26 protein-coding genes are annotated in these 26423 nt (G+C 63.5%); 14 read left to right on the plus strand and 12 right to left on the minus strand.

What is annotated here, in order from left to right; translation table 11 throughout:
• Window positions 1-169 precede the first annotated feature (169 nt).
• The 5 genes from E8E68_RS24875 to E8E68_RS24895 all read right to left on the minus strand — a co-directional run bounded on the left by E8E68_RS24875 (window position 170) and on the right by E8E68_RS24895 (window position 4518).
• The gene (locus tag E8E68_RS24875) at window positions 170-1492 is read right to left on the minus strand and encodes a DEAD/DEAH box helicase (protein WP_280345840.1); all 1323 of its coding nucleotides are present in this window, start codon (window positions 1490-1492) and stop codon (window positions 170-172) included.
• A gap of 54 nt (window positions 1493-1546) precedes the next feature.
• On the minus strand, window positions 1547-2467 hold the full coding sequence (gene yedA, locus E8E68_RS24880; protein ID WP_266031135.1) for a drug/metabolite exporter YedA: 921 nt from the start codon (window positions 2465-2467) through the stop codon (window positions 1547-1549).
• Window positions 2468-2584: 117 nt separating this feature from the next.
• Complete coding sequence (locus tag E8E68_RS24885; protein WP_266031132.1) at window positions 2585-3190, minus strand: 3'-5' exonuclease; 606 nt, start codon at window positions 3188-3190, stop codon at window positions 2585-2587.
• A gap of 8 nt (window positions 3191-3198) precedes the next feature.
• A complete protein-coding gene (locus E8E68_RS24890) occupies window positions 3199-3678 on the minus strand; it encodes an NYN domain-containing protein (RefSeq protein WP_016489324.1) in 480 nt (159 codons plus the stop codon).
• 81 nt (window positions 3679-3759) lie between these two features.
• Complete coding sequence (locus tag E8E68_RS24895) at window positions 3760-4518, minus strand: DUF2076 domain-containing protein (RefSeq protein WP_280345844.1); 759 nt, start codon at window positions 4516-4518, stop codon at window positions 3760-3762.
• 167 nt (window positions 4519-4685) lie between these two features.
• Here E8E68_RS24895 and E8E68_RS24900 point away from each other — a divergent pair, with 167 nt between their 5' ends.
• Both E8E68_RS24900 and E8E68_RS24905 read left to right on the plus strand, forming a co-directional pair.
• Window positions 4686-5342: a YciC family protein gene (locus E8E68_RS24900; protein ID WP_266031128.1), complete on the plus strand. Its 657-nt coding sequence runs from the start codon at window positions 4686-4688 to the stop codon at window positions 5340-5342.
• A 98-nt stretch (window positions 5343-5440) separates the two neighbouring features.
• Window positions 5441-5932, plus strand: a complete 492-nt coding sequence (locus E8E68_RS24905) for a hypothetical protein (protein WP_266031127.1) — start codon at window positions 5441-5443, stop codon at window positions 5930-5932.
• Between the two features lie 9 nt (window positions 5933-5941).
• Here E8E68_RS24905 and hrpB read toward each other — a convergent pair whose 3' ends face one another.
• The gene (gene hrpB, locus E8E68_RS24910; RefSeq protein ID WP_280345848.1) at window positions 5942-8470 is read right to left on the minus strand and encodes an ATP-dependent helicase HrpB; all 2529 of its coding nucleotides are present in this window, start codon (window positions 8468-8470) and stop codon (window positions 5942-5944) included.
• A gap of 116 nt (window positions 8471-8586) precedes the next feature.
• Between hrpB and E8E68_RS24915 the strand changes: the two genes are divergently transcribed.
• Both E8E68_RS24915 and E8E68_RS24920 read left to right on the plus strand, forming a co-directional pair.
• The gene (locus E8E68_RS24915; protein WP_110746385.1) at window positions 8587-9006 is read left to right on the plus strand and encodes a polyribonucleotide nucleotidyltransferase; all 420 of its coding nucleotides are present in this window, start codon (window positions 8587-8589) and stop codon (window positions 9004-9006) included.
• Window positions 9007-9028: 22 nt separating this feature from the next.
• Entirely contained in the window at window positions 9029-9901 is an 873-nt protein-coding gene (locus E8E68_RS24920; RefSeq protein ID WP_280345851.1) for a cation diffusion facilitator family transporter, read from the plus strand.
• 7 nt (window positions 9902-9908) lie between these two features.
• On the opposite strand, the gene E8E68_RS24925 is transcribed toward E8E68_RS24920, so the two are convergent.
• On the minus strand, window positions 9909-10751 hold the full coding sequence (locus E8E68_RS24925) for a DUF6515 family protein (RefSeq protein WP_280345854.1): 843 nt from the start codon (window positions 10749-10751) through the stop codon (window positions 9909-9911).
• Between the two features lie 395 nt (window positions 10752-11146).
• On the opposite strand from E8E68_RS24925, the gene E8E68_RS24930 reads away from it, so the two are divergent.
• Complete coding sequence (locus E8E68_RS24930) at window positions 11147-11623, plus strand: Lrp/AsnC family transcriptional regulator (RefSeq protein ID WP_003249795.1); 477 nt, start codon at window positions 11147-11149, stop codon at window positions 11621-11623.
• 54 nt (window positions 11624-11677) lie between these two features.
• Window positions 11678-11881 carry a DUF2788 domain-containing protein gene (locus E8E68_RS24935; RefSeq protein ID WP_110746051.1) on the plus strand — a complete coding sequence of 68 codons (204 nt, stop codon included), beginning with the start codon at window positions 11678-11680 and terminating at the stop codon, window positions 11879-11881.
• Window positions 11882-11995: 114 nt separating this feature from the next.
• Here the strand turns inward: E8E68_RS24935 and E8E68_RS24940 are convergent, their stop codons facing one another.
• The 4 genes from E8E68_RS24940 to E8E68_RS24955 all read right to left on the minus strand — a co-directional run bounded on the left by E8E68_RS24940 (window position 11996) and on the right by E8E68_RS24955 (window position 18027).
• Window positions 11996-12628: a pseudouridine synthase gene (locus E8E68_RS24940; protein ID WP_266031123.1), complete on the minus strand. Its 633-nt coding sequence runs from the start codon at window positions 12626-12628 to the stop codon at window positions 11996-11998.
• A 6-nt stretch (window positions 12629-12634) separates the two neighbouring features.
• On the minus strand, window positions 12635-14098 hold the full coding sequence (gene amn, locus E8E68_RS24945; RefSeq protein WP_110746049.1) for an AMP nucleosidase: 1464 nt from the start codon (window positions 14096-14098) through the stop codon (window positions 12635-12637).
• A 127-nt stretch (window positions 14099-14225) separates the two neighbouring features.
• Entirely contained in the window at window positions 14226-15878 is a 1653-nt protein-coding gene (locus tag E8E68_RS24950; RefSeq protein WP_280345861.1) for an acyl-CoA dehydrogenase family protein, read from the minus strand.
• 157 nt (window positions 15879-16035) lie between these two features.
• The gene (locus E8E68_RS24955) at window positions 16036-18027 is read right to left on the minus strand and encodes a hybrid sensor histidine kinase/response regulator (protein ID WP_280345864.1); all 1992 of its coding nucleotides are present in this window, start codon (window positions 18025-18027) and stop codon (window positions 16036-16038) included.
• A gap of 265 nt (window positions 18028-18292) precedes the next feature.
• Here E8E68_RS24955 and E8E68_RS24960 point away from each other — a divergent pair, with 265 nt between their 5' ends.
• The 4 genes from E8E68_RS24960 to E8E68_RS24975 all read left to right on the plus strand — a co-directional run bounded on the left by E8E68_RS24960 (window position 18293) and on the right by E8E68_RS24975 (window position 21774).
• Window positions 18293-19090, plus strand: coding sequence for a hydroxymethylpyrimidine/phosphomethylpyrimidine kinase (locus E8E68_RS24960; RefSeq protein WP_266031117.1), 798 nt, complete (start codon window positions 18293-18295; stop codon window positions 19088-19090).
• Window positions 19091-19103: 13 nt separating this feature from the next.
• On the plus strand, window positions 19104-19727 hold the full coding sequence (thiE, locus tag E8E68_RS24965) for a thiamine phosphate synthase (RefSeq protein WP_280345868.1): 624 nt from the start codon (window positions 19104-19106) through the stop codon (window positions 19725-19727).
• A 17-nt stretch (window positions 19728-19744) separates the two neighbouring features.
• On the plus strand, window positions 19745-21028 hold the full coding sequence (gene hemL / locus E8E68_RS24970; protein ID WP_110746044.1) for a glutamate-1-semialdehyde 2,1-aminomutase: 1284 nt from the start codon (window positions 19745-19747) through the stop codon (window positions 21026-21028).
• Between the two features lie 200 nt (window positions 21029-21228).
• Window positions 21229-21774, plus strand: a complete 546-nt coding sequence (locus E8E68_RS24975; protein WP_110746043.1) for a tetratricopeptide repeat protein — start codon at window positions 21229-21231, stop codon at window positions 21772-21774.
• 3 nt (window positions 21775-21777) lie between these two features.
• On the opposite strand, the gene E8E68_RS24980 is transcribed toward E8E68_RS24975, so the two are convergent.
• The gene (locus tag E8E68_RS24980; protein WP_016489346.1) at window positions 21778-22104 is read right to left on the minus strand and encodes a DUF1820 family protein; all 327 of its coding nucleotides are present in this window, start codon (window positions 22102-22104) and stop codon (window positions 21778-21780) included.
• 180 nt (window positions 22105-22284) lie between these two features.
• Between E8E68_RS24980 and E8E68_RS24985 the strand changes: the two genes are divergently transcribed.
• The 4 genes from E8E68_RS24985 to lnt are packed head-to-tail and all read left to right on the plus strand — an operon-like array spanning window position 22285 to window position 26140.
• The gene (locus E8E68_RS24985; protein WP_266031111.1) at window positions 22285-23283 is read left to right on the plus strand and encodes a PhoH family protein; all 999 of its coding nucleotides are present in this window, start codon (window positions 22285-22287) and stop codon (window positions 23281-23283) included.
• The gene (gene ybeY, locus E8E68_RS24990; protein ID WP_280345873.1) at window positions 23276-23749 is read left to right on the plus strand and encodes an rRNA maturation RNase YbeY; all 474 of its coding nucleotides are present in this window, start codon (window positions 23276-23278) and stop codon (window positions 23747-23749) included. Before E8E68_RS24985 ends, ybeY begins: the two co-directional genes overlap by 8 nt.
• Window positions 23750-23774: 25 nt before the next feature.
• Window positions 23775-24614, plus strand: coding sequence for an HlyC/CorC family transporter (locus tag E8E68_RS24995; RefSeq protein WP_110746040.1), 840 nt, complete (start codon window positions 23775-23777; stop codon window positions 24612-24614).
• 8 nt (window positions 24615-24622) lie between these two features.
• Complete coding sequence (lnt, locus tag E8E68_RS25000) at window positions 24623-26140, plus strand: apolipoprotein N-acyltransferase (RefSeq protein ID WP_280345877.1); 1518 nt, start codon at window positions 24623-24625, stop codon at window positions 26138-26140.
• The last annotated feature ends 283 nt before the right edge of the window (window positions 26141-26423 follow it).

A 26423-nucleotide genomic window follows, 5' to 3' on the forward strand; every position in this document is an offset into this window, starting at 1 on the left:
CCGTGTTGGATGCTTCGCGGGACAAGCCCGCTCCCACAGGTACCCCCGCAGGCTTGAGGCTGATGCAGTACCTGGGGAAACAACTGACTTGCTCAATTTCCAGAATCTAGCGCAACCCCTGTGGAAGCGGGCTTGCGTCGCAAAAGGGCCGCGAAGCGGCCCCAAAGTCTCACGGTTTCCGCTTGCGTGGCCCACCATTGAAGCTCGGTACCTTGCGCACCGCCTTCACTGCCGGCTCCGGCTCCCCACTGTCCATCCAGCGCCCCAGCCCGCGTTTGGCGCTGGTCTCTTTCGGCTTCTTGGGCTTCTTCGGCTTTTTGATCACCTGGCCGCTGGCATCGGTCATCGGCACCCGGTGGTCAGGGATGAAATCCGGTTCTTCATGGCGCGGCAGGGTCTGCCGTGTCAGCACTTCGATCGCCGACAACAGCTGCACTTCGTCCGCACACACCAGGGAAATCGCCTCGCCCTTGTTACCCGCCCGCCCGGTACGGCCGATGCGATGCACGTAATCCTCAGCAACGATCGGCAGGTCAAGGTTGACCACCAGCGGCAGGTCATCGATGTCCAGGCCGCGGGCAGCCACGTCGGTCGCCACCAGCACCTGGATCTCACGGGCCTTGAAGCTGTCCAGTGCGCGCTGGCGGGTGGCCTGCGGGCGGTCACCGTGGATGCCGTCGGCATTCACCCCTTCGGCCAGCAAGCGCTCCACCAACTGGTCGACGCCATTGCGGGTCTTGGCGAACACCAGTACCTGCTTCCAGCGCTGCTTGCGCATCAGGTGGCAGAACAGGTCTTCCTTGCGCTTTTTATCCACAGGCACCAGCCACTGCTTGACGCTGCTGGCCGTGGCATTGCGCGGGCTTACCTCGATGCTTAGCGGGTCATTCAGCGCCAGCCCTGCCAGCATGCGGATTTGCTCGGAGAAGGTCGCGGAGAACAACAGCGTCTGGCGCTTGCGTGGCAGCGCGGCATACACCGACTGCAGTTCTTCGGCGAAGCCCAGGTCGAGCATGCGGTCGGCTTCGTCCAGCACCAGGGTCTGCACCTGGTTGAACTTCACCGCATTCTGCCGGAACAGGTCGAGCAAGCGGCCGGGAGTAGCCACCAGCAAGTCGACGCCACGGCGCAGGCGCATCATCTGTGGGTTGATGCTGACCCCACCGTACACCGCATAGGTGCTCAACGGCAGGTTCTCGGCGTACTCACGCACATTATTGTGCACCTGCTCGGCCAGCTCACGGGTGGGCACCAGCACCAATGCACGGATCGAGTTGCTGGCCACCTTCTCGCCTTCCAGCGCCAGGCGCTGCAGTACGGGCAGGGCAAAGCCGGCGGTCTTGCCGGTACCGGTCTGGGCTGCGGCCATCAGGTCGCGCCCGGCCAGCACGGCGGGGATGGCCTGGGCCTGCACCGGGGTCGGGGTGGTGTAGTCCAGCTGCTGCAGGGTGCGCAGCAGCGGTTCGATCAGGCCGAGTTTGGCGAAATTCATGGCAATACCATCAGGGGTTCAGCGAAGGCGGCAAGTTTACCGCATCGCCCCTGCCTACTTGCAGATTTCGCCATTCAACGGCTGTGCAGGTTCAGGTGCCTTGCGCCACTGCGGCAGGCCGATCAGCACCACCGCACCAATGATCACCGCCATCGCCACGCACTCCTCGGCGCCGATCTGTTCACCAGCAAACACAATGCCCAGCAGCACCGCCACCGCCGGGTTGACGTAGGCATAGCTGGTGGCAGCCGCCGGGCGCACATGCTTGAGCAGGTACATATAGGCACTGAAGGCCAGGATCGAACCGAAAAACACCAGGTAGGCCAGCGCGCCCCAACCAGCAGCGGTCGGCATCTGCGTCATGCGTTCGCCCGACAGCACGCTGCCCAGCAACAGCACCGCGCCCCCCACCAGCATTTCGGCAGCGCTGGCCATAGGCCCCTGTGGCAGCGGCAAGGACTTGCTCCACACCGAGCCGAATGCCCACGATGCCGCCGCGAAGATGATCAGCGCTGCACCAATCGGGCTGGCCTGCAGGTTGGAGCCCAGGTTCAGCAGGCCGATACCGACCAGCCCAAGGGCAATCCCCGCCCACTCCAGCTTCGAATTGCGGTGCCCGAACAACAGGCCGAACAGCAAGGTAAACAATGGCACCGTGGCCACTGCCAATGCCGCTACACCCGACGCCACACCCGCATGTTCAGCAACAGTGACACCGCCGTTACCACAGCTCAGCAGCAAGAAGCCGATTGCCCCTGCCGCCCGCCACTGCGGCCAGGTCGGTGCCGGCACGCCGCGCCAACGCAGGAAGCCGTACAGCAGGCCACCGGCAATCAGAAAGCGCACCCCGGCCATGAGCATGGGTGGCCAGCTCTCGACGCCAATGCGAATGAACAGGTAGGTGGAGCCCCAGACCAGGTACAAGGCCAGGAAGGCACCAATGAGGAGCAAGGGAAAGCGACGGGAGGCAGGCATGGAACACTCGAAATCCATTTACGGGTGGCTCAGTTTACGAGCCTGCCTGGGTAAACATAAGTTACAAAATGGCTTGAAATGAGCGGCACACTTTTGGTGCGTTCGGCTCGAAGGCCCTTACCTGCAATTTGCCAGGATGTTCCGGACCTTCGCCGCAGGGGTCTTCTGCAACCTGCACAGCAGCTCATGAGAAAGCCGCTCCACACCATGGTGCTGACGCAATACGCCGGCCAGATGCTGCAACAGGTTGGCCGCCATTTCGGCATCGGCCATCGCCCGGTGCGCTGTGCCCGTGTCCGGTAGCCCGGCCCAACGGGTCAGGGTACCCAGCTTGTGGTTCGGCGCCGCCGGCAACAGGCGCCGGGACAGCAGCAGCGAACAGGCGAACGGCTGGCTGCGGGTACGGCCGATACGGCTCAGTTCGTAATCCCAGAATTTTTGGTCGAACGCCGCGTTGTGCGCCAGCAACGGGGTGCCGCCAACAAACTCGGCCACCTCGCTCATTACCTGGTCGACCGGCGGCGCGCTGCGCAGCATGGCCGTGGTGATGCCGGTCAGCCCGGCTACAAATGCCGGTACCGGCACACCCGCATTCATCAGGCTCTGGTAGCGCTCGACGATGCGCCCGCCCTCCAGCATTACCACCGCGACTTCGGTTGCACGACAGCCGGTACCGGGGGAAATGCCGGTGGTTTCAAAGTCGATGACAGCGATGCGTTCCACGAATAACCTCAGTGCTTGAGCAACAACTTACCCTCGATGGGTACATAACGGGTGGCAGCGCGGATCAGCGACAGTGCCGTCAGCCCAGGCACACCATACACCACCGCTTCAGTACCGTGGCGCTGGATCACCCGCTCCAGCAGCAGGTCGAAATCACCATCGCCGGAGGCCAGCACCACCTGGTCGACACGGCTGGCCGCATCGATCACGTCCAGGGTAATGCCCACATCCCAGTCGCCCTTGGCCGAGCCATCGCTGCGCTGGATGAAAGGCTTGAGGCGCACATCGAAACCGAGGTTACGCAATATCTGCTGGAATTGTTGCTGTTTGCTGTCGCCACGGTCGATGGCATACGCCACGGCCTCGACGATCTGGCCTTCGCGGCTGACATCGGCCCACAGGGCGGTGTAGTTGAAATGGCAACCATGAGCCTGGCGCACGGTGTAGTAGAGGTTCTGCACATCGGCGAACAGCGCGATCTTTTTCACCTGGGAACCTCATTTATGGCCTGGCGTGCCCGCGAAGGGGCGCAAAGCGCCCCCGGAAGTGCAAGCAGTATGCCAGACCTGTCAGACGTAAGAATCGTCGTCCGAGAAGAACCCGCCGTCATCGCTGCCGTAATCGGTGTCGGCGTACCCACCCTGGTCACTGCCCCAGCCACCATTGTCAGCCACTTGATGTTGCCCGCCCTGGTCATTCCAGCCGCCAGTGTCGCTGGCAGGTGCAGGCTCTTCCTTGATCACCTCCACCACTTCCTCGGGCTGCGAGTTGTGGTTGAACAGGCTGCTGATACCCTGCGCCAGCAACACACCACCGGCCACGCCGGCGGCGGTCTGCATGGCCCCACCGAGGAAGCTGCTGGCACCACCACGTGCCGGTGCGGCACCGAAGCCAGGCTGCTGCGCCTGCGGCTGGGAGAAGCCAGGTGCTGATGGCTCACGCCAGCCACCACCCGATGCTACAGGTGGTGCCGAAGGGCGCTGCGGCTGCACCGCCGGCGCTGCGTTGCGCCCACTCGAACCAAAGATGCTGGACAAGAAACCACCCCCGCCACTGCTCGGCGTACTGCTGGCGGCTTGTGCCGCCTGAGCCTGCGCGCGGGCCTGTTGCAGCTCGGCTTCAAGCTGCTTGTTCTGCTCGTCGAGGCGCTTGATCGCGGCCTCCTGCACCAGGATCGCCTGGGCCATGTAGTAAGGCGCCGCCGGCTGCTGGCGCAGGTGCTGCTCGATACAGGCCTGGGCCTGTGGGTCACGCGGCTGGCTTGGGTCTTCGGCTTGCTTGATGCGGCCGAACAGGCCGTCGATCAGGGTTTGTTCTTCAGTGTTCATGGGGCGACCTCGTGGGGTAGCAGGACAACGGACAGCGTCAAAGATGGGGCGTGCCGGCGCGGGATTCAATCTCCGCCGCGGTGAAACTTTTTTCAGCAAGTGACAGCCCCTGGCTTGCTTTGGGCTAAAGTGATGCCCTTGTTTTTACTGCCATGCGATGTTGACCGATGAATCCGCTGAGCGTCCTGCGCGACTCCCTGTACTTCTTCCGCCGCCACCTGCCAAACATTCTCCAGCTGTGCCTGCCGCTGGTGGTGCTGGAGGCCCTGCTCACCCAACTGTTGTACCGGCAGCTGGGCGACCAGGCATCACCGGCCTACGGCATGCTGGTCAGCCTGCTGTTCTACCCGCTGTACAGTGCTGCACTGATCCTGTACCTGGACACCCGCAGCAAAGGCCAGGATATCGCCAACCGCGACCTGTTCGCCCGGGCCGTGCAGCTGTGGCCGCAACTGGCGCTGCTGATCCTGATCAGTTCGCTGCTGATCATGGCTGGCCTTGCGCTGTTCATCTTCCCGGGCGTGTGGATCATGATCAACCTGGTGTTCGCCGAGTACCTGCTGGTACTGCGCGGCCGCCCGGTGGTGCAGGCAATGCGCGACAGTGCCAGCATGACCACCGGGCACTTCATGCGCATCATGATTTGTGTGGTGGCGGTACTGGCGCCGATCTGGCTGATCGACGGGCTGCTGCTGATGGCCTTCCCCGAGCCCTCCCCCGGCATGGAACTGGCCATGGACAGCCTCAGTGGCTTCCTGCAGCTGTTCAGCACCGTGGTGCTGTACCGCCTGTTCATGCTGCTGGAGGGCGAGGCCAGCACCTGAGCGCACCAGGGGCGCAAAGCACTGGAGGAAGCGGTTCTGCCTCCAGTGCTGCCGCTGCGGTACCTACAGTGGGATCCCGATAACCCAGGTGACCCCACATGAACCACGAAATACAGCGTAGATATGCCAGGTCGTTCAGCGCTCGGCTGTACGCAATAGACAGCGACAGGACTGTTCCCTTGCACCAAAGCACCGGCACTGAGCGATGGGACTGGGGCTTTGAGCCGCAATCCGGTTGGCTGATGGCAGGCGGCACGGCCCCGTCGATCCTCCTGTCGTTCGCCTTTCATTCCCAGTCCGAAGATCGGCTCCACTTCCACATCAGGCCGGTCGGGAGCCAGGCTCGAAAAAAACTCGGCCTCAGCCGCAACGGCTACCTGGGGTTCTACGAGCTGGCGCAAGTGTCCGACTACTGGAAGCTCGAGCCGCTGGAGCTTACCGAACACGGTCTGATCTGCTACATCCGCGATCATGAGGGCCATCGGGTGGGCGCCATAAAAGACTACCCACACCATGATCAACAGGTCATGAGCCTGCTGAATACAAGGCAAGGCGAAACCCTGACCTTCCTCCTCCAGCAGGTCGACTGAAACCGCCCTTCAGGTGCCCCGCGGCTTTGCTCGAGCGGTTGCCTCGGCCACCAACGGGTCATCCGGCCAGTAATGCTTCGGGTACCGCCCCTTGAGGTCCTTCTTCACTTCGGCATAGGTGGTACGCCAGAAACTGGCCAGGTCCTGTGTCACCTGCACCGGGCGGCGTGCAGGCGACAAAAGGTGCAGCTTGACCTGTTGGCGGCCATTGGCAATGCGCGGGGTGTCAGCAAGGCCGAACAGCTCTTGCAGACGCACGGCGAGAATCGGCGGGTTCTCGCTGTAATCCAGCCGAATGTTCGAGCCCGACGGGACGGCAATGTGTGCCGGTGCCTGCTCCTCCAGACGCTGGGGCAGTGGCCAGGGCAAAAGATTGCGCAGCATCGCTGGCAGGTCCAGGGCGGCGAAATGACCGAGCCGCGACACTTTGCCCAGGTACGGCAGCAACCAGTCTTCCAGGCTGGCTAGCAGTGCCGCGTCAGCCAGGTCGGGCCACTCACTTTGCCCGCCGTTGTCCAGGTCCAGCTGACGCAGCAGGCCTACCCGCGCCTGCCACTGCCGAAGCTCAGGGGTCCAGGTCAGCAAGTTCAGGCCCTTGCGCCGAACCAGGCCAAGCAGTGCCCGGGCTCGGGTTTCATCGTCCAGCCCGGGAAGCGGCTCGCGGCTCAGCACCAGTTCGCCAACCTTCACCTGGCGCTCGGCACGCAGCACCTGCTCCCGCTCGTCCCAATCAAGCACATCGACCCGCTGGACCTGCTCGGCGAGGACACTGTCGAGCAGCGCCGGATCGAATTCGGCGGCGAGGTAGATGCGCTCCTCCCGCTGGCCCTGGCGGCTTCCCAGGTCGGCGATCACCAGCCACGGGCACTTCATCAGCGCATCGACCTCGGCAAACAGCGCCGCACGGCCGTTGGCCAGCCGATATTCAGCGCCGCCTTCACGACGTTGCTGGGCGACACGGTCAGGGTAAGCCAGCGCCAGCAGCGCACCCAGCCAGCGCGGATGGGCCGGGTCGGCCACTGCGGTAGCAGCCTTGCCCCGCAGCAGGCCGCGGTATTGGCGAGACAGCTGCCGGGCACGTTGCACGCCACCCTGGCCGCCACGCCCTGCTTTGCTCTCGCCGCTGACCAGCGCCAGGCGGCTATGCAAATCGGCACCACCACCACGCTGGATATCCCGCTCGCCCAACAGCGCAGCGACATCGCAAGCCATCTGTGCCAGGCCCAGAGCCTGGCCGCGCAGCAACAAATGCGCGATACGTGGATGCGCTGGCAATTCGGCCATGGCCTGGCCATGTTCGCTGAGGTTGTCACGGCTGCCCGGTTTGAAGGCATCGAGCCGCGCCAGCAGGTCCTGAGCCTGGGCAAACGCGGCCAGCGGTGGCTGGTCGAGCCAGCGCAGTTGCTCGGGAGCCACGCCCCAGCGCGCCAGCTGCAGAGCCAGCCCAGCCAGGTCGGCCTGCAGGATTTCGGCACTGCCATGGGCGGCCAGTTGGTCATGCTGAGCCTCAGACCAGAGGCGATAGCACACACCCGGTTCCAGGCGGCCAGCCCGCCCAGCGCGCTGGGTGGCACTGGCGCGCGAAATGCGCTGGGTGTCCAGGCGGGTCATGCCGCTGCCTGGGTCGAAACGGGGCACCCGGGCGAGACCAGCATCGATCACCACCCGCACACCATCGATGGTCAGGCTGGTTTCGGCGATGTTGGTGGCCAACACCACTTTGCGCAGGCCCTTTGCCGGCGGGTCGATGGCCGCTCGCTGGGCGTTGAGGTCAAGCTCGCCATGCAACGGGCACAGCAGCACATCGGGCCGCTCGCCCAAGGCCTCCTGCAGGCTCTGGTGCACACGGCGAATCTCGGCCTGGCCAGGCAGGAAGACCAACACACTGCCCGCCTGGTCGGCCAGCGCTTGCAGCACGCTGTCAACGACGCGGGGCTCGATGAATTCGCCGGGCTGGAACGGCCGCCCCCAGCGGATATCGACCGGGTGCATACGCCCTTCGCTGCTGACCACAGGGGCATCGCCAAGCAGCCGCGACAGGCGCTCGCCCTCCAGCGTGGCGGACATCAGCAGAATCTTCAGTGGCGGGTCGTCGCGCAGGAGTTCGCGGCCATTGAGGCTCAGCGCCAGGGCAAGGTCGGCATCCAGGCTGCGCTCATGGTATTCGTCGAAAATCAGCAAGCCCACGCCTTCCAGCGCGGGGTCGGCCTGCAGGCGCCGGGTGAGGATACCTTCGGTGACCACTTCGATGCGGGTTCTCGGCCCGACCTTGCTGTCCAGGCGGATGCGGTAACCCACGGTTTCCCCGACCTGCTCGCCCAGTTCGCTGGCCAGCCGCTCGGCTGCCGCGCGCGCCGCCAGGCGCCGTGGTTCAAGCATCAGAATGGTCTGCCCGGCCAGCCACGGCTCGCGCAGCAGTGCCAGCGGCACGCGGGTGGTCTTGCCGGCGCCAGGCGGCGCTTCAAGCACCGCTTCGTCACGGTTTTGCAATGCCTCGCGCAGCGCAGGCAAGACGGCATCGATTGGTAAAGAAATCATGGTGGTCCTCGAACAGTCCCGCGAGTATAACGGCGAACCCAGCCTGCTCTATCATGGTCTTAGCTTCAGGTGCTGGCGCTTCGCTTGCCCTGCTGAAAACCTTCTCGGAGATTTACATGCGCATCCCAACCCGCGTCATCGGTGGCGTCCTGATTGCCACCCTGCTGACCCAACTGACCGCCTGCGGCACCATTTTCTACCCGGACCGTCGCGGCCAGATCGGCGGCAAGATCGACCCCGTGGTTGCCGCAATGGACGCTATCGGCATCCTGTTCTACGTGATCCCCGGGCTGATCGCCTTTGGCATCGACTTCGCGACCGGCGCCATCTACTACCCAGGTGGCCGTACCGCCCAGGTCGACCCGGCGAAACTACAGGAAGCCGTCAGCCCAGAGGGCAAGGTCGACAACCTGAAGCTGCAGGCCATTCTCGAAAGCGAACTGGGCCAGCGTCTACCGCTGGACGACCCGCGGCTGATCCAGCACCGCGGCAGCATCGAGCAGCTTGCCAGCCTGGGCCTGGTGCCAGCAGCCTGAGCCACAAGGACGTTGACCACGGATGATCACCACCCCGGCTGAACACCAGCGCCTGCTGCGCCTGGCCACCCGCGCGTCACTGGCGGTAGCCAGCATCCTGGTGCTGAGCAAGGCGCTGGCCTGGTGGCTGAGCGGCTCGGTAAGCCTGCTGGCCGGGTTGACCGACTCGGCCCTGGACGCCGTAGCCTCGTTCCTCAACCTGCTGGCGGTGCACTACGCCCTGCGCCCGGCCGACGACGACCACCGCTTCGGCCACGGCAAGGCCGAAGCCCTGGCCGGCATGGCGCAGGCGCTGTTCATCGCCGTCAGTGCAGTGCTGATCGGTGTGCAGGCGGTCGAGCGCCTGCACAACCCGCAGCCGCTGGGTGATACCGCCCTCGGCATCGCGGTGATGCTGCTGTCGCTGGTGCTCACGCTTGCCCTGTTGGCATTTCAGTACAAAGTCATCCGCCTGACCGGGTCCACGGCGGTAAGAGCCGACTCCCTGCACTACCGCTCGGACTTGCTGCTCAACAGCAGCATCTTGCTGGCGTTGCTGCTGGCCCGTTTTGGCTGGCCGCAGCTTGATGCACTGTTCGGACTGGGCATTGCCCTCTACATCCTCTGGAGTGCGTTGCAAATTGCCCGTGAGAGCACGGCGATCCTGATGGACAAGGAACTGCCAGGCGATGTTGGCGAGGAGATGGCCGCGCTGGTGCTGGCGATTGCGGGGGTCAAAGGCGTGCATGACCTGCGTACGCGGGTGTCGGGCAACCAGTGGTTCGTGCAATTGCACCTGGAGTTGCCGGGGCAGCTGCCGCTGCATGAAGCGCACGGGTTATGCGTAGAGGCTTCACGGGTGATCCGCCAGCGTTATCCACAGGCGGATGTGATGGTGCACGCCGATCCAGTGTAAACCTGGATCAGTTGATGCTGTAGCCCCGCCCACTGAAGCAGGCCCCCAGCGCCCGTTGGTAGTTGCTGAGCACGTTGGCCGGCGGCGCGTACGTCGCCGTCGCCGGGTCGAAACCCGACTGGCTCACGGCCCACCGATGGCACTGGTAACGGTCCTGCTCCTGCTGCTCCTGGCCCTGGCCGTACATCGGGTATGCCACCACGTCATAGCCACCATTTGAAGGTGCCACCGGGACCGGTGCCGGCACGCCGACCGGTGGGTTGACCACCACGTATTCCTGGCTGTCTGCCAGGTACTGGTAGTAGGTATCGGCCACCAGGAAGAACAGCGCACCACCCAGCCACACTTCCCGCGCGTAGGGCGGCAGGTAGTTGACCCGCACGCCGTAAGGCGGGGTCACCACGATGTAACTGCCGCCATGCGGGCGGTACCAGTAGCCACCCGAGTAGAAGTAGTCACTGCCGCGATAAGGCACTTTCCAGTAGCGGTCGGGGAAATGATCGATGGTGTGCCCAGGGCGATATTGCGGGCCTGGCCCCCAGCCATTGCCATGACCATCCGGGCGGCCCTGCCAGTCACCCCCTGGGCGCTGCCCAGGGCCACCGGCTTGCCAGTGGCGGTTATCGCCATGACGTTGGGGAATGTCCTGATAATAGCCCTGGCGCGGGGGCTGGGTCTGGCGCACTTCGTCGCGCGAGTTGAGCGAGCGGCCCGGCCCAGGCCCACCTTCACCTTGCAGCTGCTGGCCGCGTTCACCCTGCCCCTCGCCCGGCCCTTCGGCCAAGGCTCCAAGGCTGATGCTCAAACCCAGCAAACCAACACCTGCCAACTGCCAGATGCGCGACTTCATGGTATTCCTCTCGCTAGAAAAAACTGCACCCGCAACCAGTCTACCGCGCCCGTCACACAGGCCAATTAAATTTCCAGACATTAAAAAAGGGAGGCCACAAGGCCTCCCTTCAGGAATTGTCGTCCGTGCTCGGCACTTGTGGCGCCGGCTCACCTCACAGCGTCTTCTGGAAGCTGTGTAGCCCGGGGGCCTGCAGATCCTGTTGGATGGCTGGCCGCGACCGCCCGCCTAGGGCGCGTCGCCGTGGACTGATGTCCGGGCAGTGATTCTGTTGATAAAGATACCGGACAGGTTGCGACAGAGGATTGCGAAGATTGCTTGGATAAATAGCACTTGCGCAATTTTTCACCCTGGATTGATAATTCGCCGCAATTCGAACAGAAAAGGCAAATGCCATGAGCAAACTTGACCGCTACGACCTGAGCATCCTCGCCGAATTGCAGCGCGATGCGCGCATTTCCAACCAGGAACTGGCCGAGCGCATCGGCCTGTCGCCCTCGCCATGCTCGCGTCGGGTCAAGCAACTGGAAGACGACGGCTACATCTCGCGCCAGGTGGCACTGCTCGACCGCAAGAAGCTGGGCCTGAGCCTGACCGCTTACGTGCTGATCGGCATGGACCGCCACACCCCGGAGCGTTTCGAAACTTTCGAAGCCGCCATCCGCAACCTGCCACAGGTACTCGAATGCAGCCTGGTCACTGGCATGGATGCCGATTACCAGCTGAAAGTGGTGGTGCCCGACATGGATCACTACCAGAAACTGCTGCTGGGCAGCCTGACGCGCATCGAAGGCGTCACCAGCGTGCGCTCGAGCTTCGTGCTCAACCAGGTGCTGGCCAGCACCGAGCTGCCCTTGACCCACCTGCGTTAATCGCCCGCGCCAGCAGGCGTATAATCGAGCGCTCAACCCGCCTGGAGAACACCGATGGATCCCGCCGTATTCGAAGAGTGGATGATGATCGTCCTGGTCACCGTGCTGATCGGTTTCATGGGCTTCATCGTCTGGGACCTGGCGAAAAAGTCCAAGGCAGGCAAGTTCGGCACGCTGATCCTGTTCTTCGTGCTGGGGCTTGGGGTGTTGGCCTTTATCATCAAGAGCGTGGTGGTGGGGTTTCTCGAAGGCGTGTAAAAAATTCCAGGGTCATTCGCGGGCACGCCCGCTCCCACAGATTTGGCGCTGCCTTCAAGTATTGCGCCGTCCCTGTGGGAGCGGGCGTGCCCGCGACCAGGCCTTTGATCTGAGCTAAAGCTTGGCAGGGACCTCCCGCCAGCAACCCTGCGCCAGCCCATCCAGCGCCCAATCCCCGATCCGCACCCGCACCAGGCGCAAGGTCGGCAGCCCCACCGCCGCCGTCATCCGCCGTACCTGGCGGTTACGCCCCTCACGGATCACCAGCTCCAGCCAGCGGGTCGGCACGCTCTTGCGAAAGCGTACCGGCGGGTTGCGTGGCCACAGTTCGGGTTCTTCCAGGCGCCGCGCCTCTGCCGGCAAGGTCGGCCCATCGTTCAGCTCCACGCCATCACGCAAGCGCTGCAACTGCTCGTCACTCGGCTCACCCTCCACCTGCACCCAGTAGGTCTTGGCCAGCTTGTGCCTGGGGTCGGCAATCCGGGCCTGCAACCCGCCATCGTTGGTCAGCAACAGCAAGCCTTCACTGTCACGGTCCAGCCGCCCGGCCGGGTACACGCCCGGGATGTCGATGAAATCCTTGAGGGTCGCGCGCCCTTCACCGTCGCTGAACTGGGTCAGCACGTCGAAGGGTTTATTGAACAGGATCAGACGCGGCTCGGCCGGCGGTGCCTTGGGCTGGCGACGCGGGCCAATGGCAGGCCGCGCCTGGGGGCGGCGCGGCTTGTTACGGGGTGGCAGTGGCATGGATCCTCAGCGGAACGGCGGCTCATCGAAGCTGCGCAGTTTACGCGAGTGCAGCGAATTGAGCTCGGTGCGCAACAGGTCGAGGGCCGCAATGCCGATCTTCAGGTGCTGGCTGACCGCCCGGTTGTAGAAGGCGTTGGCCGAACCCGGCAGCTTGATCTCGCTGTGCAGCGGTTTGTCGGACACACACAGCAAGGTGCCGTATGGCACCCGCAAGCGGTAACCCTGGGCGGCAATGGTGCCGCTTTCCATGTCCACCGCCACCGCACGCGACAGGTTGATCAACGGACGCTCCTGAGCCCAGCGCAGCTCCCAGTTGCGATCATCGTAGGTCAGCACGGTGCCAGTACGCAGGCGTTTCTTCAACTGCTCGCCACGCTCGCCGGTAACCTGCGCGGCGGCCTCCTGCAACGCCAATTGCACTTCGGCCAGGGCCGGGATAGGGATATTTGGCGGCACTACGCGATCGAGGATGCCGTCACGGCGCATGTAGGCGTGGGCCAGCACGTAGTCGCCGATGGTCTGGGACTGACGCAGGCCGCCACAGTGGCCGATCATCAGCCAGCAGTGCGGGCGCAGTACGGCCAAGTGGTCGGTGATGTTCTTGGCATTGGACGGGCCCACGCCGATATTGACCAGGGTAACGCCGTCACCATCCCCGGCGATGAGGTGGTAGGCCGGCATCTGGTAACGGTGCCAGACCACGCTGGCTACCAGCGCTTGGGTCTCACCATGGTCCATGCCCTTCTCGATCACCACATTGCCCGGCAAGACCATGCGTACGAAGCGCGGGTCGTCACGCAGTTGCTCCAGGCCGTGGCTGATGAACTGGTCGACATACCGGTGGTAGTTGGTCAGCAGGATCCACGGCTGCACATGCCGCCAGTCGCTACCGGTGTAGTGCACCAGGCGGCGCAGCGAGAAATCGACGCGCGCGGCGTCGAACAGCGCCAGCGGCAAGACTTCGGCACGCTCCCAGTCGCACAGACCATCGGCAATGTTGTCGGTGGCGGCTGAAAGGTCGGTGCTGGGGAATACCCGTGCCAGCTGGGCAGCGGTAATGCCGCTGCCGGCCAGCTCGTCGCCCTGGTCGACCACGTAGGGGTAAGGGATGTTCTGCTCGCTGACCCCGACTTCCACCGTGACGGTGTAGTCGTGCATCAGCGGGCGCAGCTGCTCCAGCAGATAGCCACGGAATGCGGCGGGCTGGGTAACGGTGACGCTGTAGGTGCCGGCCACCTGGACCTTGGCATAGGCCCGCGTGGTAGCGGCGACTTCGCCGTGGCTGTAGTAGGTCAGGCGCAGTGCCGGGTAGCGAAACAGGTTGCGCTCTTCGGCATCGGGCTCGGTACGGTCCTTCAGGTAACGCTTCAGGGCCTGGCTGAGGGCCCCTGTGGCCTGTTCATGCAAGGCCGCCAGACGGTCGACGGCCTGTTCGGGAGTATCAACGACGATAAAAGCGTGGCTCACACTGTGCTTCCTGTCTGGACATGCATGAGAACCATCTTGCCTGCCTTCCAGACTAATTACACCCCCATTGATCAGTGTTGATCAGCAGGCATGCTCCCACCGGTGCCGAACTTGCCCGGTTGCGTGCTCAGCCCGCCCAGGCAGGCGTAGCCCTTGCCACCAGCGCTTCCACATCCACACCGCGCGGCAACGCCCCATACACCCGCCCGCTACCCGTCAACCGGCTGCCGATGAACGCATCACTGACCACTGCATTCCCCGCCTCCAGCAGCAGCTTGGCCTGCAGCGCCAAGGCAATATCCTCGGTCAACTGCCGCGCACGGTACTGAATGTCGCCCGTATCGGCAAACGCCCCCTTGAGGTTGCCGATATGCGCGGCCAAGCGCGGGTCGCCGTGCCCGTCGCCCAGCTCGGCGAACAGTGCGTCGAGCACCCCCGGTTCCTTGGACAAGGCCCGCAGCACATCCAGGCACTGCACATTGCCCGAGCCTTCCCACGTCGAGTTGACCGGCGCTTCGCGGTACAGCCGCGGCAGGATGCTGTCCTCCACATAACCCGCACCACCCAGGCATTCGGCGGCCTCGTTGATCATTGCCGGCGCACGCTTGCAGATCCAGTACTTGCCCACGGCGGTCACCAAACGGGCGAAGTGCGCCTGCTGCGGATCATCCAGTTGCTCAAGCGCCTGCCCCATGCGAAGGCTAAGGGCCAGCGCAGCCTCGCTCTCCAGAGCGAGGTCGGCGAGTACGTTCTGCATCAACGGCTGCTCGTTCAACACACGCCCACCGACCTTGCGGTGCGCGCAGTGGTGGGTGGCCTGGGTCAACGCCTGGCGCATCAGCGCGCTGGACCCGACCATGCAGTCGAAACGGGTCATGGCGACCATTTCGATGATGGTCGGCACGCCGCGCCCTTCTTCGCCAATCATCCACGCCAACGCGCCGCGGAACTCCACTTCGCTGGAAGCATTGGAGCTGTTGCCCAGCTTGTTCTTCAGGCGCTGGATGTAGAACTGGTTACGGCTATCGTCCGGGCGATGGCGCGGCAGCAAGAAGCAGCTCAGGCCTTTCTCGGTTTGCGCCAGGGTCAGGAAGGCATCGCACATGGGCGCCGAGCAGAACCACTTGTGGCCAACCAGCTCATAGGCCTGGCTTGGCCCTGGCGCACCGACCGGGTAGGCCCTGGTGGTATTGGCCCGCACATCGGTGCCCCCCTGCTTTTCGGTCATGGCCATGCCCAGGGTGACCCCGGCCTTGTGCCGGTCGCCGACATTGCGCGGGTCATATTCGCAGGAAAGGATTTTCGGCAGCCAGTACTCGGCCAGTTCCGGTTGCAGGCGCAGCGCCGGCACCGCGGCGAAGGTCATGGTCAGCGGGCAGCCAGTGCCGGCTTCGGCCTGGCTGTGCAGGTAGGTCATCGAAGCCCGCGCCACATGGGCGCCAGCGCGGGGCTCTGCCCACGGCAGCGACGGCAGGCCATGCTCGACGGCGGTGCGCATCAGCTCGTGATAGGCCGGGTGAAACTCCACCAGGTCGATGCGATGGCCATAGCGGTCGTGGCTGATGAACTCGGGCTTGTGCGCGTTGGCCAGAAAACCTGCCTGCATCAGCGGGCCGCCCGCCAGGGCGCCGTAGGCATCTATCCGCGACTCTGCCCAGCCCGCGCCGAAACGCCGTGCCCACTCCTGCAATGGCAGGTCGAGGCGGTACAGGTTGGCACCGTCGAGGGACGGAGGCTGGTTGGTAACTTCGTGGGTTTCAGCGTACTGGTGCAGGTTCATCGGGGGGCTCCTGAATCCGGGTAGGCTTGAGAAACCCAGTGAAGCACTGCTTGCGGGGTAGTCAAAGGGGCATTAATGACTAAACATGTGGTGGGGGTGGCGCATGCCTTGGCAATGCACCAGGGCTGACAGGTGTTCACCGCAACCTCTTCAGCCCCTATGAGATCGAGCGCCGTGTCTGCAGCATATTCGGGCTCATCTGCACCTGCGCCACCGCCATGTTCAAACTCAATTCGAACCGGCTCCCCAATCCGCGCGTCGACTCGTGCGCCAACCGCGCGCCAAGCAACTCCCCCATCTGCCGGCAAATCGACAACCCGATCCCCAACCCGCCATAACGCCGGGTCATCGAGCCATCCACCTGGAAGAAGCGCTGATACAAGGTCGCCTGGTCCAGGTCATCAAACCCAATTCCACTGTCACTGACAGTAAAGGTCAGCGCCAGATCATCCGGCCCCATGCGGCGCCCGCGCACCTGGATCACCACGCCGCCCTGATGGGTGAATTTCAAGCCGTTGTCGACCAGGCACTCGAGGCAACGCGCCAACTTCGGCCCATCACCCAACAGCCCATCGGGCAAATCGGCCGGGATGTCCAGGCTCAGGTACACGCCTTTACTCAACGCTTGCCCCGCATAACCGGCGCGCAAAGCCTGCATCAGCGAACGCAGGCTGAACGGCGCCGGCTGGGCACGCAAGCGGCCTGCCTGCAATTCTGACAGGGTAAGTATTGAATCAACCATGTCCATCATGCCCTGCGCCGACCCTACCGCCGTACGATGGTACTGGGCCATCTCGGCCTCCATCGGTAGCGTATGCATCAGCTCCAGCGAGCCAATCACTCCATTCATCGGCGTGCGCAGTTCGTGGGTCACGCTGGCCAGGAATTCGTCCTTCAACCGGTTGCTCCTGGCCAGTTGCAGGTTCAGTTGCTCCAGCGTGCGGCCCGTTTCGCGCAAGGCCTGCGCCTGTTGCTCGCGCAAGCTATTGATGCGGTCGGCCAGCGCCAGCGACAGCAGCGCCACCTCCAGCGCCGAGCCCAGCTGGCTGGCATACATCGTGATGAACACGTTCGGCAGGTACCCCAGCACCATCAAGGTGTTGACCAGGCCCCCCAGCAGGAATGCCGTCCAGGCAATGATGAACCAGCGCGCCACGCGCAAGCCGCGCCACCAGGCATACAGCCCGGCGCCGAAAATGCTCACGGTAAACAGCAACGCCAGCAGCGTGGCCATGCGCAGGGCCAGGCCATAAGGCATGCTCACCGCCAGCACCATGACCACTGCCCCGCCCAGCATCAGCGCCAGCAACAACCGGTCGAGACCACGGCTGATGCTGCCCACCTGCAGGAAGTGCCGGGCGAACTGGCAACCGAACAGCCCAGCAGCACCAATGAACAGCGGTGTCGAGGCGTTCGCCCACCACGGGCTGTCTGGCCAGAAGTAAGCCACACCCGCGCCATTCACCGAGACCTGATAAAAGCCGAACGAAGCGATATAGAGGATGTAGTAGAGGTAACTGACATCGCGCACGCTGAGGTAGATGAACAGGTTGTAAACCAGCATCACCAGCAACACGCCATAGATCATCCCCAGCACGTACAGGCGCGTAGGTTGCGCCTCCATGTAGGCCTCGGGGGACCACAACGCCAGCGGCGCCTGCACAGAACCTTGACTGTGCAGCCGCAGGTAAGCGGTCGTCACCTGGCCAGGCGGCAGTTGCAGTTCGAACAGATAGTTGTTCTGGCGGATCTGCCGACTGTCGTAAGGCAACGCATCGCCGGTACGCTGGGCCAGGCGGTACACCCCGTCGTGATCGGGCAAAAACAGCTCAAGGTGGTCCAGCGGTGGGTAGGCCAGCTCCAGCAGCCATTGCCGGGGGGCAGCGCCAGGCGCGGCAATGGGACGTAAATCGACCTTGAGCCAGAACACCGACTTGGAATAGCCGGCGTTCAGCACGTCGTCCTGATGGAGGCGAAAGCGTTTGGCGAAGCCAGGGGCGCTGACCTGAGCGATGCTGGCGCTGCCGTCGAGGTCTTCGTAAACCTGCATGGCCTTGCCCAACGGAACATGCCCGGTCGCGTCGTCGAAATCGACCGCTCCGGCCAGCACGGGCAGCAAACCCAGAAGCACAATCAGCAAATAGCGCATACAGCCCCAGCATGGCCTGTCCGGTCGCGTCGCGGTTGCCCCCCATCCGTTTGAGACGACGTGATCCTGCAGAACCCGTTTGTAGAGTTATCCGAGCACTCTAGCATAGCTTCACAACCTGGCAACCGGCGATACCAAAACACAAAGAAAAGGCTCTAAATCAGCACTTACAGATACTAGCCGAGCGATAAACTGACCGATCGATCAACAAATCCGTTTTGTCGGACGATCCGCCCAAACAGGTTTGGTGGTAAGCTCGCCGACCATGAATACCTACAGCTCCCGCCCCGTTGTCCTCTGTCTCTCCGGCCACGACCCAAGTGGCGGCGCCGGCTTGCAGGCAGATATCGAAGCCCTGATCGCCCAAGGCTGTCACGCTGCACCTGCAGTGACCGCTTTGACCGTACAGGATACTGTCAACGTTTCCGACTTCCGCGTGCTCGACCGCGAGTGGGTGCTGGCCCAGGCCAATGCCGTGCTGGCCGATTCCACGGTAGCCGCAGTCAAGCTGGGCATGCTCGGCTCGATCGAGATGGTAGACACCGTCGCCGAACTGCTCGCCGCCCACCCGCACCTGCCGCTGGTCTGCGACCCGGTGCTGCGTGCCGGTGGCGGCGGCCGCCTGGGCAAGGACGAAGTGGGCTACGCGCTGCGCGAACGCCTGCTGCCGCTGGCGACCATCGCGACGCCGAACCTGCCAGAAGCGCGGATACTCGCTGAACTGCCCGAAGGCAGCGCCGACGAGTGTGCCGAGAGACTCTTGCCGTTCTGCAGACACCTGCTGATTACCGGTGGTCACGGCGACGAAGACGAAATTCACAACCGCCTGTACACCCAGGACGGCCAGCTTCACACCTGGACCTGCCAGCGCCTGCCGGGCAGCTACCATGGTTCAGGCTGCACCCTGGCCAGCGCCCTGGCCGGCCGCCTCGCCCTCGGCGAACAGCTGGAAAGCGCCGTGCGCAGCGCCCTGGACTATACCTGGCGCACCCTGCGTGATGCCGAACAGCTGGGCAAGGGCCAGTATGTGCCACGTCGCCTGCCCCTGGACTTCTGCTCCTGATACGAGGCTTTCTATGAAGTTACGCGGTCTGTATGCCATCACCGACAGCCAGTTGCTCGCCGGCCGTTTTCTGTCCCATGTCGAAGCGGCGCTTGAAGGCGGCGTGTGCCTGCTGCAGTACCGCGACAAAAGCGACGACGCGGCGCGCCGCCTGCGCGAAGCCGAAGGGCTGCTGAAGCTCTGCGAGCGCTACGGCACCCAGCTGATCATCAACGACGACGCCGAACTGGCGGCACGCCTGGGCGTGGGTGTGCACTTGGGCCAGACCGATGGCCCGTTGACGCCCGCCCGCGCCCTGCTTGGCCGCAAGGCGATCATCGGCTCCACCTGCCACGCCAACCTCGACCTGGCCGCCCAGGCCGCCAGTGAAGGCGCCAGCTACGTGGCGTTTGGCCGTTTCTTCAATTCTGTTACCAAACCGGGTGCGCCCGCCGCCAACGTCGAACTGCTGGAGCAGGCGCGCGCCCAAGTGAAACTGCCGATTGCCGTGATCGGCGGCATCACCCTCGACAACGCCGCCCCGCTGGTCGCCCATGGCGCCGACCTGCTGGCGGTGATCCATGGCCTGTTCGGTGCCGACAGCGCGCAGGAAGTCACCCGCCGCGCCCGCGCCTTCAATGCCTTGTTAGCATCCTGATTTCGAGAGAACCTTTCATGTCCCGTTCCGAAGACCTGTTCGCCAAAGCCCAGAAGCACATCCCAGGCGGCGTCAACTCGCCGGTCCGCGCCTTCAAGAGCGTTGGCGGCACGCCGCTGTTCTTCAAACATGCCGAAGGCGCCTACGTCGTTGACGAGGACGACAAGCGCTACGTCGACTACGTCGGCTCGTGGGGCCCGATGATCCTCGGCCACGGCCACCCGGACGTACTTGATTCGGTTCGCAAGCAGCTCGAGCACGGCCTGTCCTATGGCGCCCCGACCGCCATGGAAACCGAAATGGCCGACCTGGTCTGCTCGATCGTGCCGTCGATGGAAATGGTACGTATGGTCAGCTCGGGCACTGAAGCCACCATGAGCGCCATCCGCCTGGCCCGCGGCTATACCGGCCGCGACGCCATCATCAAGTTCGAAGGCTGCTACCACGGCCATTCCGACAGCCTGCTGGTAAAAGCCGGTTCCGGCCTGCTGACCCAGGGCGTCCCGAGCTCGGCAGGTGTGCCGGCGGATTTCGCCAAGCACACCCTGACCCTGCCGTTCAACGACATCGCCGCGGTCGAAAAAACCTTGGCCGAAGTCGGCAAGACCGTGGCGTGCATCATTGTCGAGCCAGTGGCGGGTAACATGAACTGCGTACCACCAGCACCAGGCTTCCTCGAAGGCCTGCGCGAGCAGTGCGACAAGCACGGCGTGGTGCTGATCTTCGACGAAGTGATGACCGGCTTCCGCGTTTCCCTGGGCGGCGCCCAAGGCCATTACGGCATCAAGCCGGACCTGTCGACCTTCGGCAAGATCGTCGGCGGTGGCATGCCGGTCGGCTGCTTCGGTGGCAAGCGCGAAATCATGGGCTGCATCGCCCCGCTCGGCCCGGTCTACCAGGCCGGCACCCTGTCGGGTAACCCGCTGGCCATGGCCGCTGGCCTGACCACCCTGAAGCTGATCAGCCGCCCGGGCTTCCACGCTGAACTGACCGACTACACCAGCCGCATGCTCGACGGCCTGCAGCAGCGCGCCGATGCTGCTGGTGTACCGTTCGTCACCACCCAGGCCGGTGCCATGTTTGGCCTGTACTTCAGCGGCGCCGACGATATCGTCACTTTCGACGACGTGATGGCCAGCGATGCCGAGCGATTCAAGCGCTTCTTCCACCTGATGCTTGACGGTGGCGTGTACCTGGCGCCAAGCGCCTTCGAGGCCGGCTTCACCTCCATCGCCCATGGCGACAAGGAGCTGCAGATCACCCTGGATGCGGCTGAAAAGGCCTTTGCTGCACTGAAGTAATTGCCAGCCTGCACCGGTCTCTATAGGCGCGGACTTGCCCCGCGAAGAGGCCGGTACAGGCAATAATTGCCCATGCACAATCAGCTGACTTCCCCAACCAAGCAGAAATTCGAGTAAAACTTTGTAAGGTTGGCGCTGCTTATCCCATAATGTGCCACCAAAGACATTGGCCGCAGCTTTGCAGAGGTAAGTCGATCCCCATGAACCGCACCGGCCGCGCCCTGACCCTGGGCTGCCTGTTGCTTCTTCAGCCCCTGCTGGCTTTGGCGGAGGGCGGTAACTCGCTGCTGATTCCGGCAACGAGCCGCTGCACCTTGAACGTTCAGCCTGAAGACCTGGCAAACGCCCTCAAGTCCTGCGAGCAGACGGCGACCGCGGGGGATGCCCAGGCGCAGTTCGAACTGGGCGAGTATTACTACACGCAAACGCCAAAAAACCTGAACAAGGCGCTGGACTGGTTCCAGAAGGCCTCACTGCAGGGCCACGCCGATGCCCAATACCGGCTGGGCGCGATGTTCTTCCATGGCGAAGGGGTCAAGGCCAACAATGTGCAGGCCTACATCCTGTTGAAGATGGCCGCGGTCAACGGCGCCGAGGATGCGCTGGACATGGCCGACGAAGTCACCGAGCAAATGCCCCGCGACGAGCTTGAGCATGCTACCCAGGTGCTCGGCCAGATTTTCCGCAAGTACCTGCTGGAGCTGCAGAACGCCGAAGGGCGCACGCCGTTCTCACCACTCCCCTGAGGGTCATTTTTCCGGCATTGGCATCGGGAACGGCATGACATTGCCGCCGCCCTTGGCTTCGCTGATCTTCGCCGTGCCCAGCCGCTCCACCTCATCGATGCGGACGATAGAGTGCATAGGCACGAAGCTGCGGATCACCCCTTCGAACTGGCTCTTGAGCTTCTCCTCGCTCGGGTCCACCACCAGCTGCGAGCGCTCGCCGAAAACGAATTCCTCGATTTCCAGAAAGCCCCACAAATCGCTCTGGTAGATCTGCTTGGCGTACATCTCGAAGACCTGCCCCTGGTTGAGAAAGATCACTTTGTAGATGGCGGGTTCGCGTTTGCTCATGTCTGGTGGGATAACACATGCGTAAGAAAAGGGGCGCATGATAACAGATGGGCTTACAGATCTGCTTTGCCTGCCGGAACAGTCCATGAGTACCCTTGATCGTTTCAGTGCTTTCGCCACTGCCATTCAAGGGTTATTCTTGAGTTCACCTCCATCGCCGTCGAGCGGCTAAAAACGACCTTGAACGCACCCATACAACCCCATCGTTTCATCCTCGAACCCTTCGAGGCCCATCGTTTCGCCAACTTGTGCGGCCAGTTCGACGAGCACTTGCGCCTGATCGAACAGCGCCTGGCCATCGAAATCCGCAACCGTGGCAATCAGTTCGAACTGATCGGCGAACCCAAAACCACCTCCGCTGCCGAACAGCTGCTGCGCCGTCTCTACCGCGAGACCAAGGCCAGCGACCTGTCGCCGGAAACCGTGCACCTGTACCTGCAGGAATCGGCCGTCGAGCACATCGACAACCCGGCCGTCAATGAGGTCAGCGTTTCGCTGCGCACGCGCAAGGGCAATATCCGCCCGCGCGGGCTCAACCAGCAGCGCTACGTCAAGGAAATCCTCGCCAACGATATCAACTTCGGCATCGGCCCGGCCGGTACCGGCAAGACCTACCTGGCCGTCGCCTGCGCGGTGGACGCGCTGGAGCGCGAACAGGTACGCCGCATCCTGCTGGTGCGACCGGCGGTCGAAGCGGGCGAAAAGCTCGGTTTCCTGCCCGGTGACCTGGCGCAGAAAATCGACCCTTACCTGCGGCCGCTGTACGACGCCCTGTACGAGATGCTCGGTTTCGAGCACGTGGCCAAGCTGATCGAGCGCCAGGTGATCGAGATCGCCCCGCTGGCCTACATGCGTGGCCGCACCCTGAACAACAGCTTCATCATCCTCGACGAAAGCCAGAACACGACGCTCGAGCAGATGAAGATGTTCCTTACCCGCATCGGCTTCGGCTCCACCGCCGTCATTACCGGTGACATCACCCAGGTCGACCTGCCGCGTGGCACCAAGTCGGGTCTGGCGCACGTCATCGAGGTACTGAAGGACGTTCCCGGGATCAGCTTTACCCACTTCCAACCCAAAGATGTGGTTCGTCACCCACTGGTGCAGCGCATTGTCGAAGCCTACGACCGCTTCGAAGCCCGCCAGGCCAAGCCCGAGGCGCCCGGCAAAGATGCTTGAACTTGATATACAACGGGCCACGGATGCTGCCGCCCCGGATGACACCGCCTTCCGCCGCTGGTGCGAACTTGCATTGCGCCAGCGCAGCGCCGATTCGGAAATGACCGTCCGCCTGGTCGACGAAGCCGAAGGTCGCGAGCTGAACCACACCTACCGGCACAAGGACTACGCGACCAACGTGCTGTCGTTCCCGGCCGACGTGCCCGATGACCTGCTCGACATTCCGCTGCTGGGCGACCTGGTCATCTGCGTGCCGGTGGTTGAGCGCGAAGCTGCCGAACAAGGCAAGTCGCTGGAAGCTCACTGGGCGCACCTGGTCATCCACGGCTGCCTGCACCTGCTTGGCTACGACCACATCGATGATGACGAAGCCGAGGAAATGGAAGGCCTGGAACGAGAATTGCTGGCAGAACTGGGTCACCCCGACCCGTACGCTGGCGATGAAACCGACACCAACACACACTGATACACGAAGGATCACGAGAACCGCCATGAGCGAAGATCGATCGAGCAACGGGCAGAAGTCCTGGCTGGGTAAACTGACCCAGGCTTTTGTCCATGAGCCGAAAAACCGCCAGGAGCTGCTTGAGCTGCTGCGGGAAGCCCATCAGAACAAGCTGCTGGATAGCGAAGCATTGACCATCGTCGAAGGTGCCATACAGGTCGCGGACCTGCAGGTTCGCGACATCATGGTCCCGCGTTCGCAGATGATCAGCATCAAGGCCAGCCAGTCGCCGCGCGAATTCCTGCCGGCGGTGATCGACGCCGCGCACTCGCGTTACCCGGTGATCGGCGAAAGCCACGACGATGTGCTCGGGATCCTGCTCGCCAAAGACCTGCTGCCACTGATCCTCAAGGAAAACGGCGACAGCTTCAACATCAAGGACCTGCTGCGCCCGGCCACGTTCGTGCCCGAGTCCAAGCGCCTGAACGTGTTGCTGCGCGAGTTCCGCGCCAACCACAACCACATGGCCATCGTCATCGATGAATACGGCGGCGTGGCTGGCCTGGTCACTATCGAAGACGTACTGGAGCAGATCGTCGGCGATATCGAGGACGAGCACGACGTCGAGGAAGACAGCTACATCAAGCCGCTACCCAGCGGTGATTTCCTGGTCAAGGCGCTTACCCCGATCGAGAACTTCAACGAGTTCTTCGACAGCGAGTTTTCCGATGACGAGTTCGACACGGTGGGCGGCCTGGTGATGAGTGCGTTTGGCCATTTGCCCAAGCGTAACGAAACCACCGAGATCGGGTCTTACAAGTTCCGTATTCTCAACGCCGACAGCCGGCGGATACATTTGCTGCGCCTGACCCCGATCAGCCGTTAAGGAAAAACATGCGTTGGATCACCCGCCCCGGCTGGCCCGGTAACCTGCTGGCCTTGGCGGCCGGCGCCTCCACCCTCCTTGCCCTGGCGCCGTTCGACATCTGGCCGCTGGCGCTGTTGTCCATCGGCATCCTCTACCTTGGCCTGCGCGAGCTAAGCCCGCGCCAGGCCATGTGGCGCGGCTGGTGGTTCGGTTTTGGCCTGTATGGCGCCGGCACCTGGTGGATCTACGTCAGCATGAACACCTACGGCGGCGCCTCGCCGTTGCTGGCGATCCTGCTGTTGCTGGCATTTTTCGCCGCCCTGGCGTGGTTCTTTGCCTTGCCCACCTGGTTGTGGGCACGCTGGCTAAGGCGCAATGAGGCGCCACTGGCCGATGCCCTGTGCTTCGCCGCGCTATGGCTGCTGCAGGAAGCTTTCCGGGGCTGGTTCCTCACCGGCTTCCCCTGGCTATACGCCGGCTACAGCCAGCTTGATGGTCCGCTGGCAGGCCTGGCGCCGCTGGGCGGGGTGTGGCTGATTTCCTTCACCCTGGCACTCACTGCCGCCCTGCTGTGCAACCTGCACCGCCTGCGCGCCCGCCCGTCCTTCCTGGCGATTGCCGCTCTGCTGCTGTTGGCGCCTTGGGCACTGGGCCTTGCGCTCAAGGGCCATGCCTGGACCAAACCGGCCGGCGACCCGCTGAAAGTGGCGGCAATCCAGGGTAACGTCGAGCAGGACCTGAAATGGGACCCGGCGCACATCGATGCGCAACTGGCGCTGTACCGTGACCTTAGCTTCAGCTCCAAGCCTGCAGACCTGCTGATCTGGCCGGAAACCGCCGTACCGGTGCTGAAAGACCAGGCCCAGGGCTACATCGACGTGATGGGCCGCTTCGCCGCCGAACGGCATTCGGCGCTGATCACTGGCGTGCCAGTGCGTGAAGTGGTGCATCACCAGCGTCGCTACTACAACGGCATCACCGTGACCGGCGAAGGCGATGGCACCTACCTCAAGCAGAAACTGGTGCCGTTCGGCGAGTACGTGCCGCTGCAGGACATGCTGCGTGGCGCCATCGAGTTCTTCAACCTGCCCATGTCGGACTTCGCCCGCGGGCCGGAGGACCAGCCGTTGCTGCAGGCCAAGGGCTACCAGATTGCGCCGTACATCTGCTACGAAGTGGTCTACCCAGAGTTTGCCGCAGGCCTGGCGGCACGTAGCGACCTGTTGCTGACCATCAGCAACGACACCTGGTTCGGCACCTCCATCGGCCCGCTGCAACACTTGCAGATGGCGCAGATGCGTGCCCTGGAAGCCGGCCGCTGGATGATCCGCGCCACCAACAACGGCGTGACCGCGCTAATCGACCCGTTTGGCCGCATTACCGCGCAAGTGCCGCAGTTCCAGCAGGCGGTGCTGTATGGCGAGGTGGTGCCGATGCAGCAACTGACACCGTATCTGCAATGGCGCTCATGGCCGCTGGCGATTGCCTGCGTGCTCCTGCTGGGGTGGGCGTTGCTGGCCGGGCGCATAGCCAAGACCGTCTAAGTGGCGTTACGCGGCCCCTGTGGGAGCGGCTTTAGCCGCGAACACCGGCGGAGCCGGTGCCATGCACCGTGTTGGATTCTTCGCGGGGCAAGCCCGCTCCCACAGGTATCCCGCAGGCTTGAGGCTGATGCAGTATTCTGGGGAAACAACCGGCTTGCTCAGTTTCTAGAATCTAGCGCGGCACCCTGTGGGAGCGGGCTTGTCCCGCGAACACGGGCGCAGCCCGTGCCATGCCCCGTGTTGGATTCTTCGCGGGGCAAGCCCGCTCCCACAGCTACCCCGC

Origin of the sequence: Pseudomonas sp. BN607, assembly GCF_029871175.1 — a bacterium.
Taxonomy (GTDB): domain Bacteria; phylum Pseudomonadota; class Gammaproteobacteria; order Pseudomonadales; family Pseudomonadaceae; genus Aquipseudomonas.

Bases quoted from the DNA above. Each gene is read 5' to 3' on its own strand.
- E8E68_RS24875 (WP_280345840.1), bottom strand. From the start codon at position 1,492: ATGAATTTCGCCAAACTCGGCCTGATCGAACCGCTGCTGCGCACCCTG.
- yedA (WP_266031135.1), bottom strand. From the start codon at position 2,467: ATGCCTGCCTCCCGTCGCTTTCCCTTGCTCCTCATTGGTGCCTTCCTG.
- E8E68_RS24895 (WP_280345844.1), bottom strand. From the start codon at position 4,518: ATGAACACTGAAGAACAAACCCTGATCGACGGCCTGTTCGGCCGCATC.
- E8E68_RS24900 (WP_266031128.1), top strand. From the start codon at position 4,686: ATGAATCCGCTGAGCGTCCTGCGCGACTCCCTGTACTTCTTCCGCCGC.
- E8E68_RS24905 (WP_266031127.1), top strand. From the start codon at position 5,441: ATGAACCACGAAATACAGCGTAGATATGCCAGGTCGTTCAGCGCTCGG.
- hrpB (WP_280345848.1), bottom strand. From the start codon at position 8,470: ATGATTTCTTTACCAATCGATGCCGTCTTGCCTGCGCTGCGCGAGGCA.
- E8E68_RS24915 (WP_110746385.1), top strand. From the start codon at position 8,587: ATGCGCATCCCAACCCGCGTCATCGGTGGCGTCCTGATTGCCACCCTG.
- E8E68_RS24920 (WP_280345851.1), top strand. From the start codon at position 9,029: ATGATCACCACCCCGGCTGAACACCAGCGCCTGCTGCGCCTGGCCACC.
- E8E68_RS24925 (WP_280345854.1), bottom strand. From the start codon at position 10,751: ATGAAGTCGCGCATCTGGCAGTTGGCAGGTGTTGGTTTGCTGGGTTTG.
- E8E68_RS24930 (WP_003249795.1), top strand. From the start codon at position 11,147: ATGAGCAAACTTGACCGCTACGACCTGAGCATCCTCGCCGAATTGCAG.
- E8E68_RS24935 (WP_110746051.1), top strand. From the start codon at position 11,678: ATGGATCCCGCCGTATTCGAAGAGTGGATGATGATCGTCCTGGTCACC.
- E8E68_RS24940 (WP_266031123.1), bottom strand. From the start codon at position 12,628: ATGCCACTGCCACCCCGTAACAAGCCGCGCCGCCCCCAGGCGCGGCCT.
- E8E68_RS24950 (WP_280345861.1), bottom strand. From the start codon at position 15,878: ATGAACCTGCACCAGTACGCTGAAACCCACGAAGTTACCAACCAGCCT.
- E8E68_RS24955 (WP_280345864.1), bottom strand. From the start codon at position 18,027: ATGCGCTATTTGCTGATTGTGCTTCTGGGTTTGCTGCCCGTGCTGGCC.
- E8E68_RS24960 (WP_266031117.1), top strand. From the start codon at position 18,293: ATGAATACCTACAGCTCCCGCCCCGTTGTCCTCTGTCTCTCCGGCCAC.
- thiE (WP_280345868.1), top strand. From the start codon at position 19,104: ATGAAGTTACGCGGTCTGTATGCCATCACCGACAGCCAGTTGCTCGCC.
- hemL (WP_110746044.1), top strand. From the start codon at position 19,745: ATGTCCCGTTCCGAAGACCTGTTCGCCAAAGCCCAGAAGCACATCCCA.
- E8E68_RS24975 (WP_110746043.1), top strand. From the start codon at position 21,229: ATGAACCGCACCGGCCGCGCCCTGACCCTGGGCTGCCTGTTGCTTCTT.
- E8E68_RS24980 (WP_016489346.1), bottom strand. From the start codon at position 22,104: ATGAGCAAACGCGAACCCGCCATCTACAAAGTGATCTTTCTCAACCAG.
- ybeY (WP_280345873.1), top strand. From the start codon at position 23,276: ATGCTTGAACTTGATATACAACGGGCCACGGATGCTGCCGCCCCGGAT.
- E8E68_RS24995 (WP_110746040.1), top strand. From the start codon at position 23,775: ATGAGCGAAGATCGATCGAGCAACGGGCAGAAGTCCTGGCTGGGTAAA.
- lnt (WP_280345877.1), top strand. From the start codon at position 24,623: ATGCGTTGGATCACCCGCCCCGGCTGGCCCGGTAACCTGCTGGCCTTG.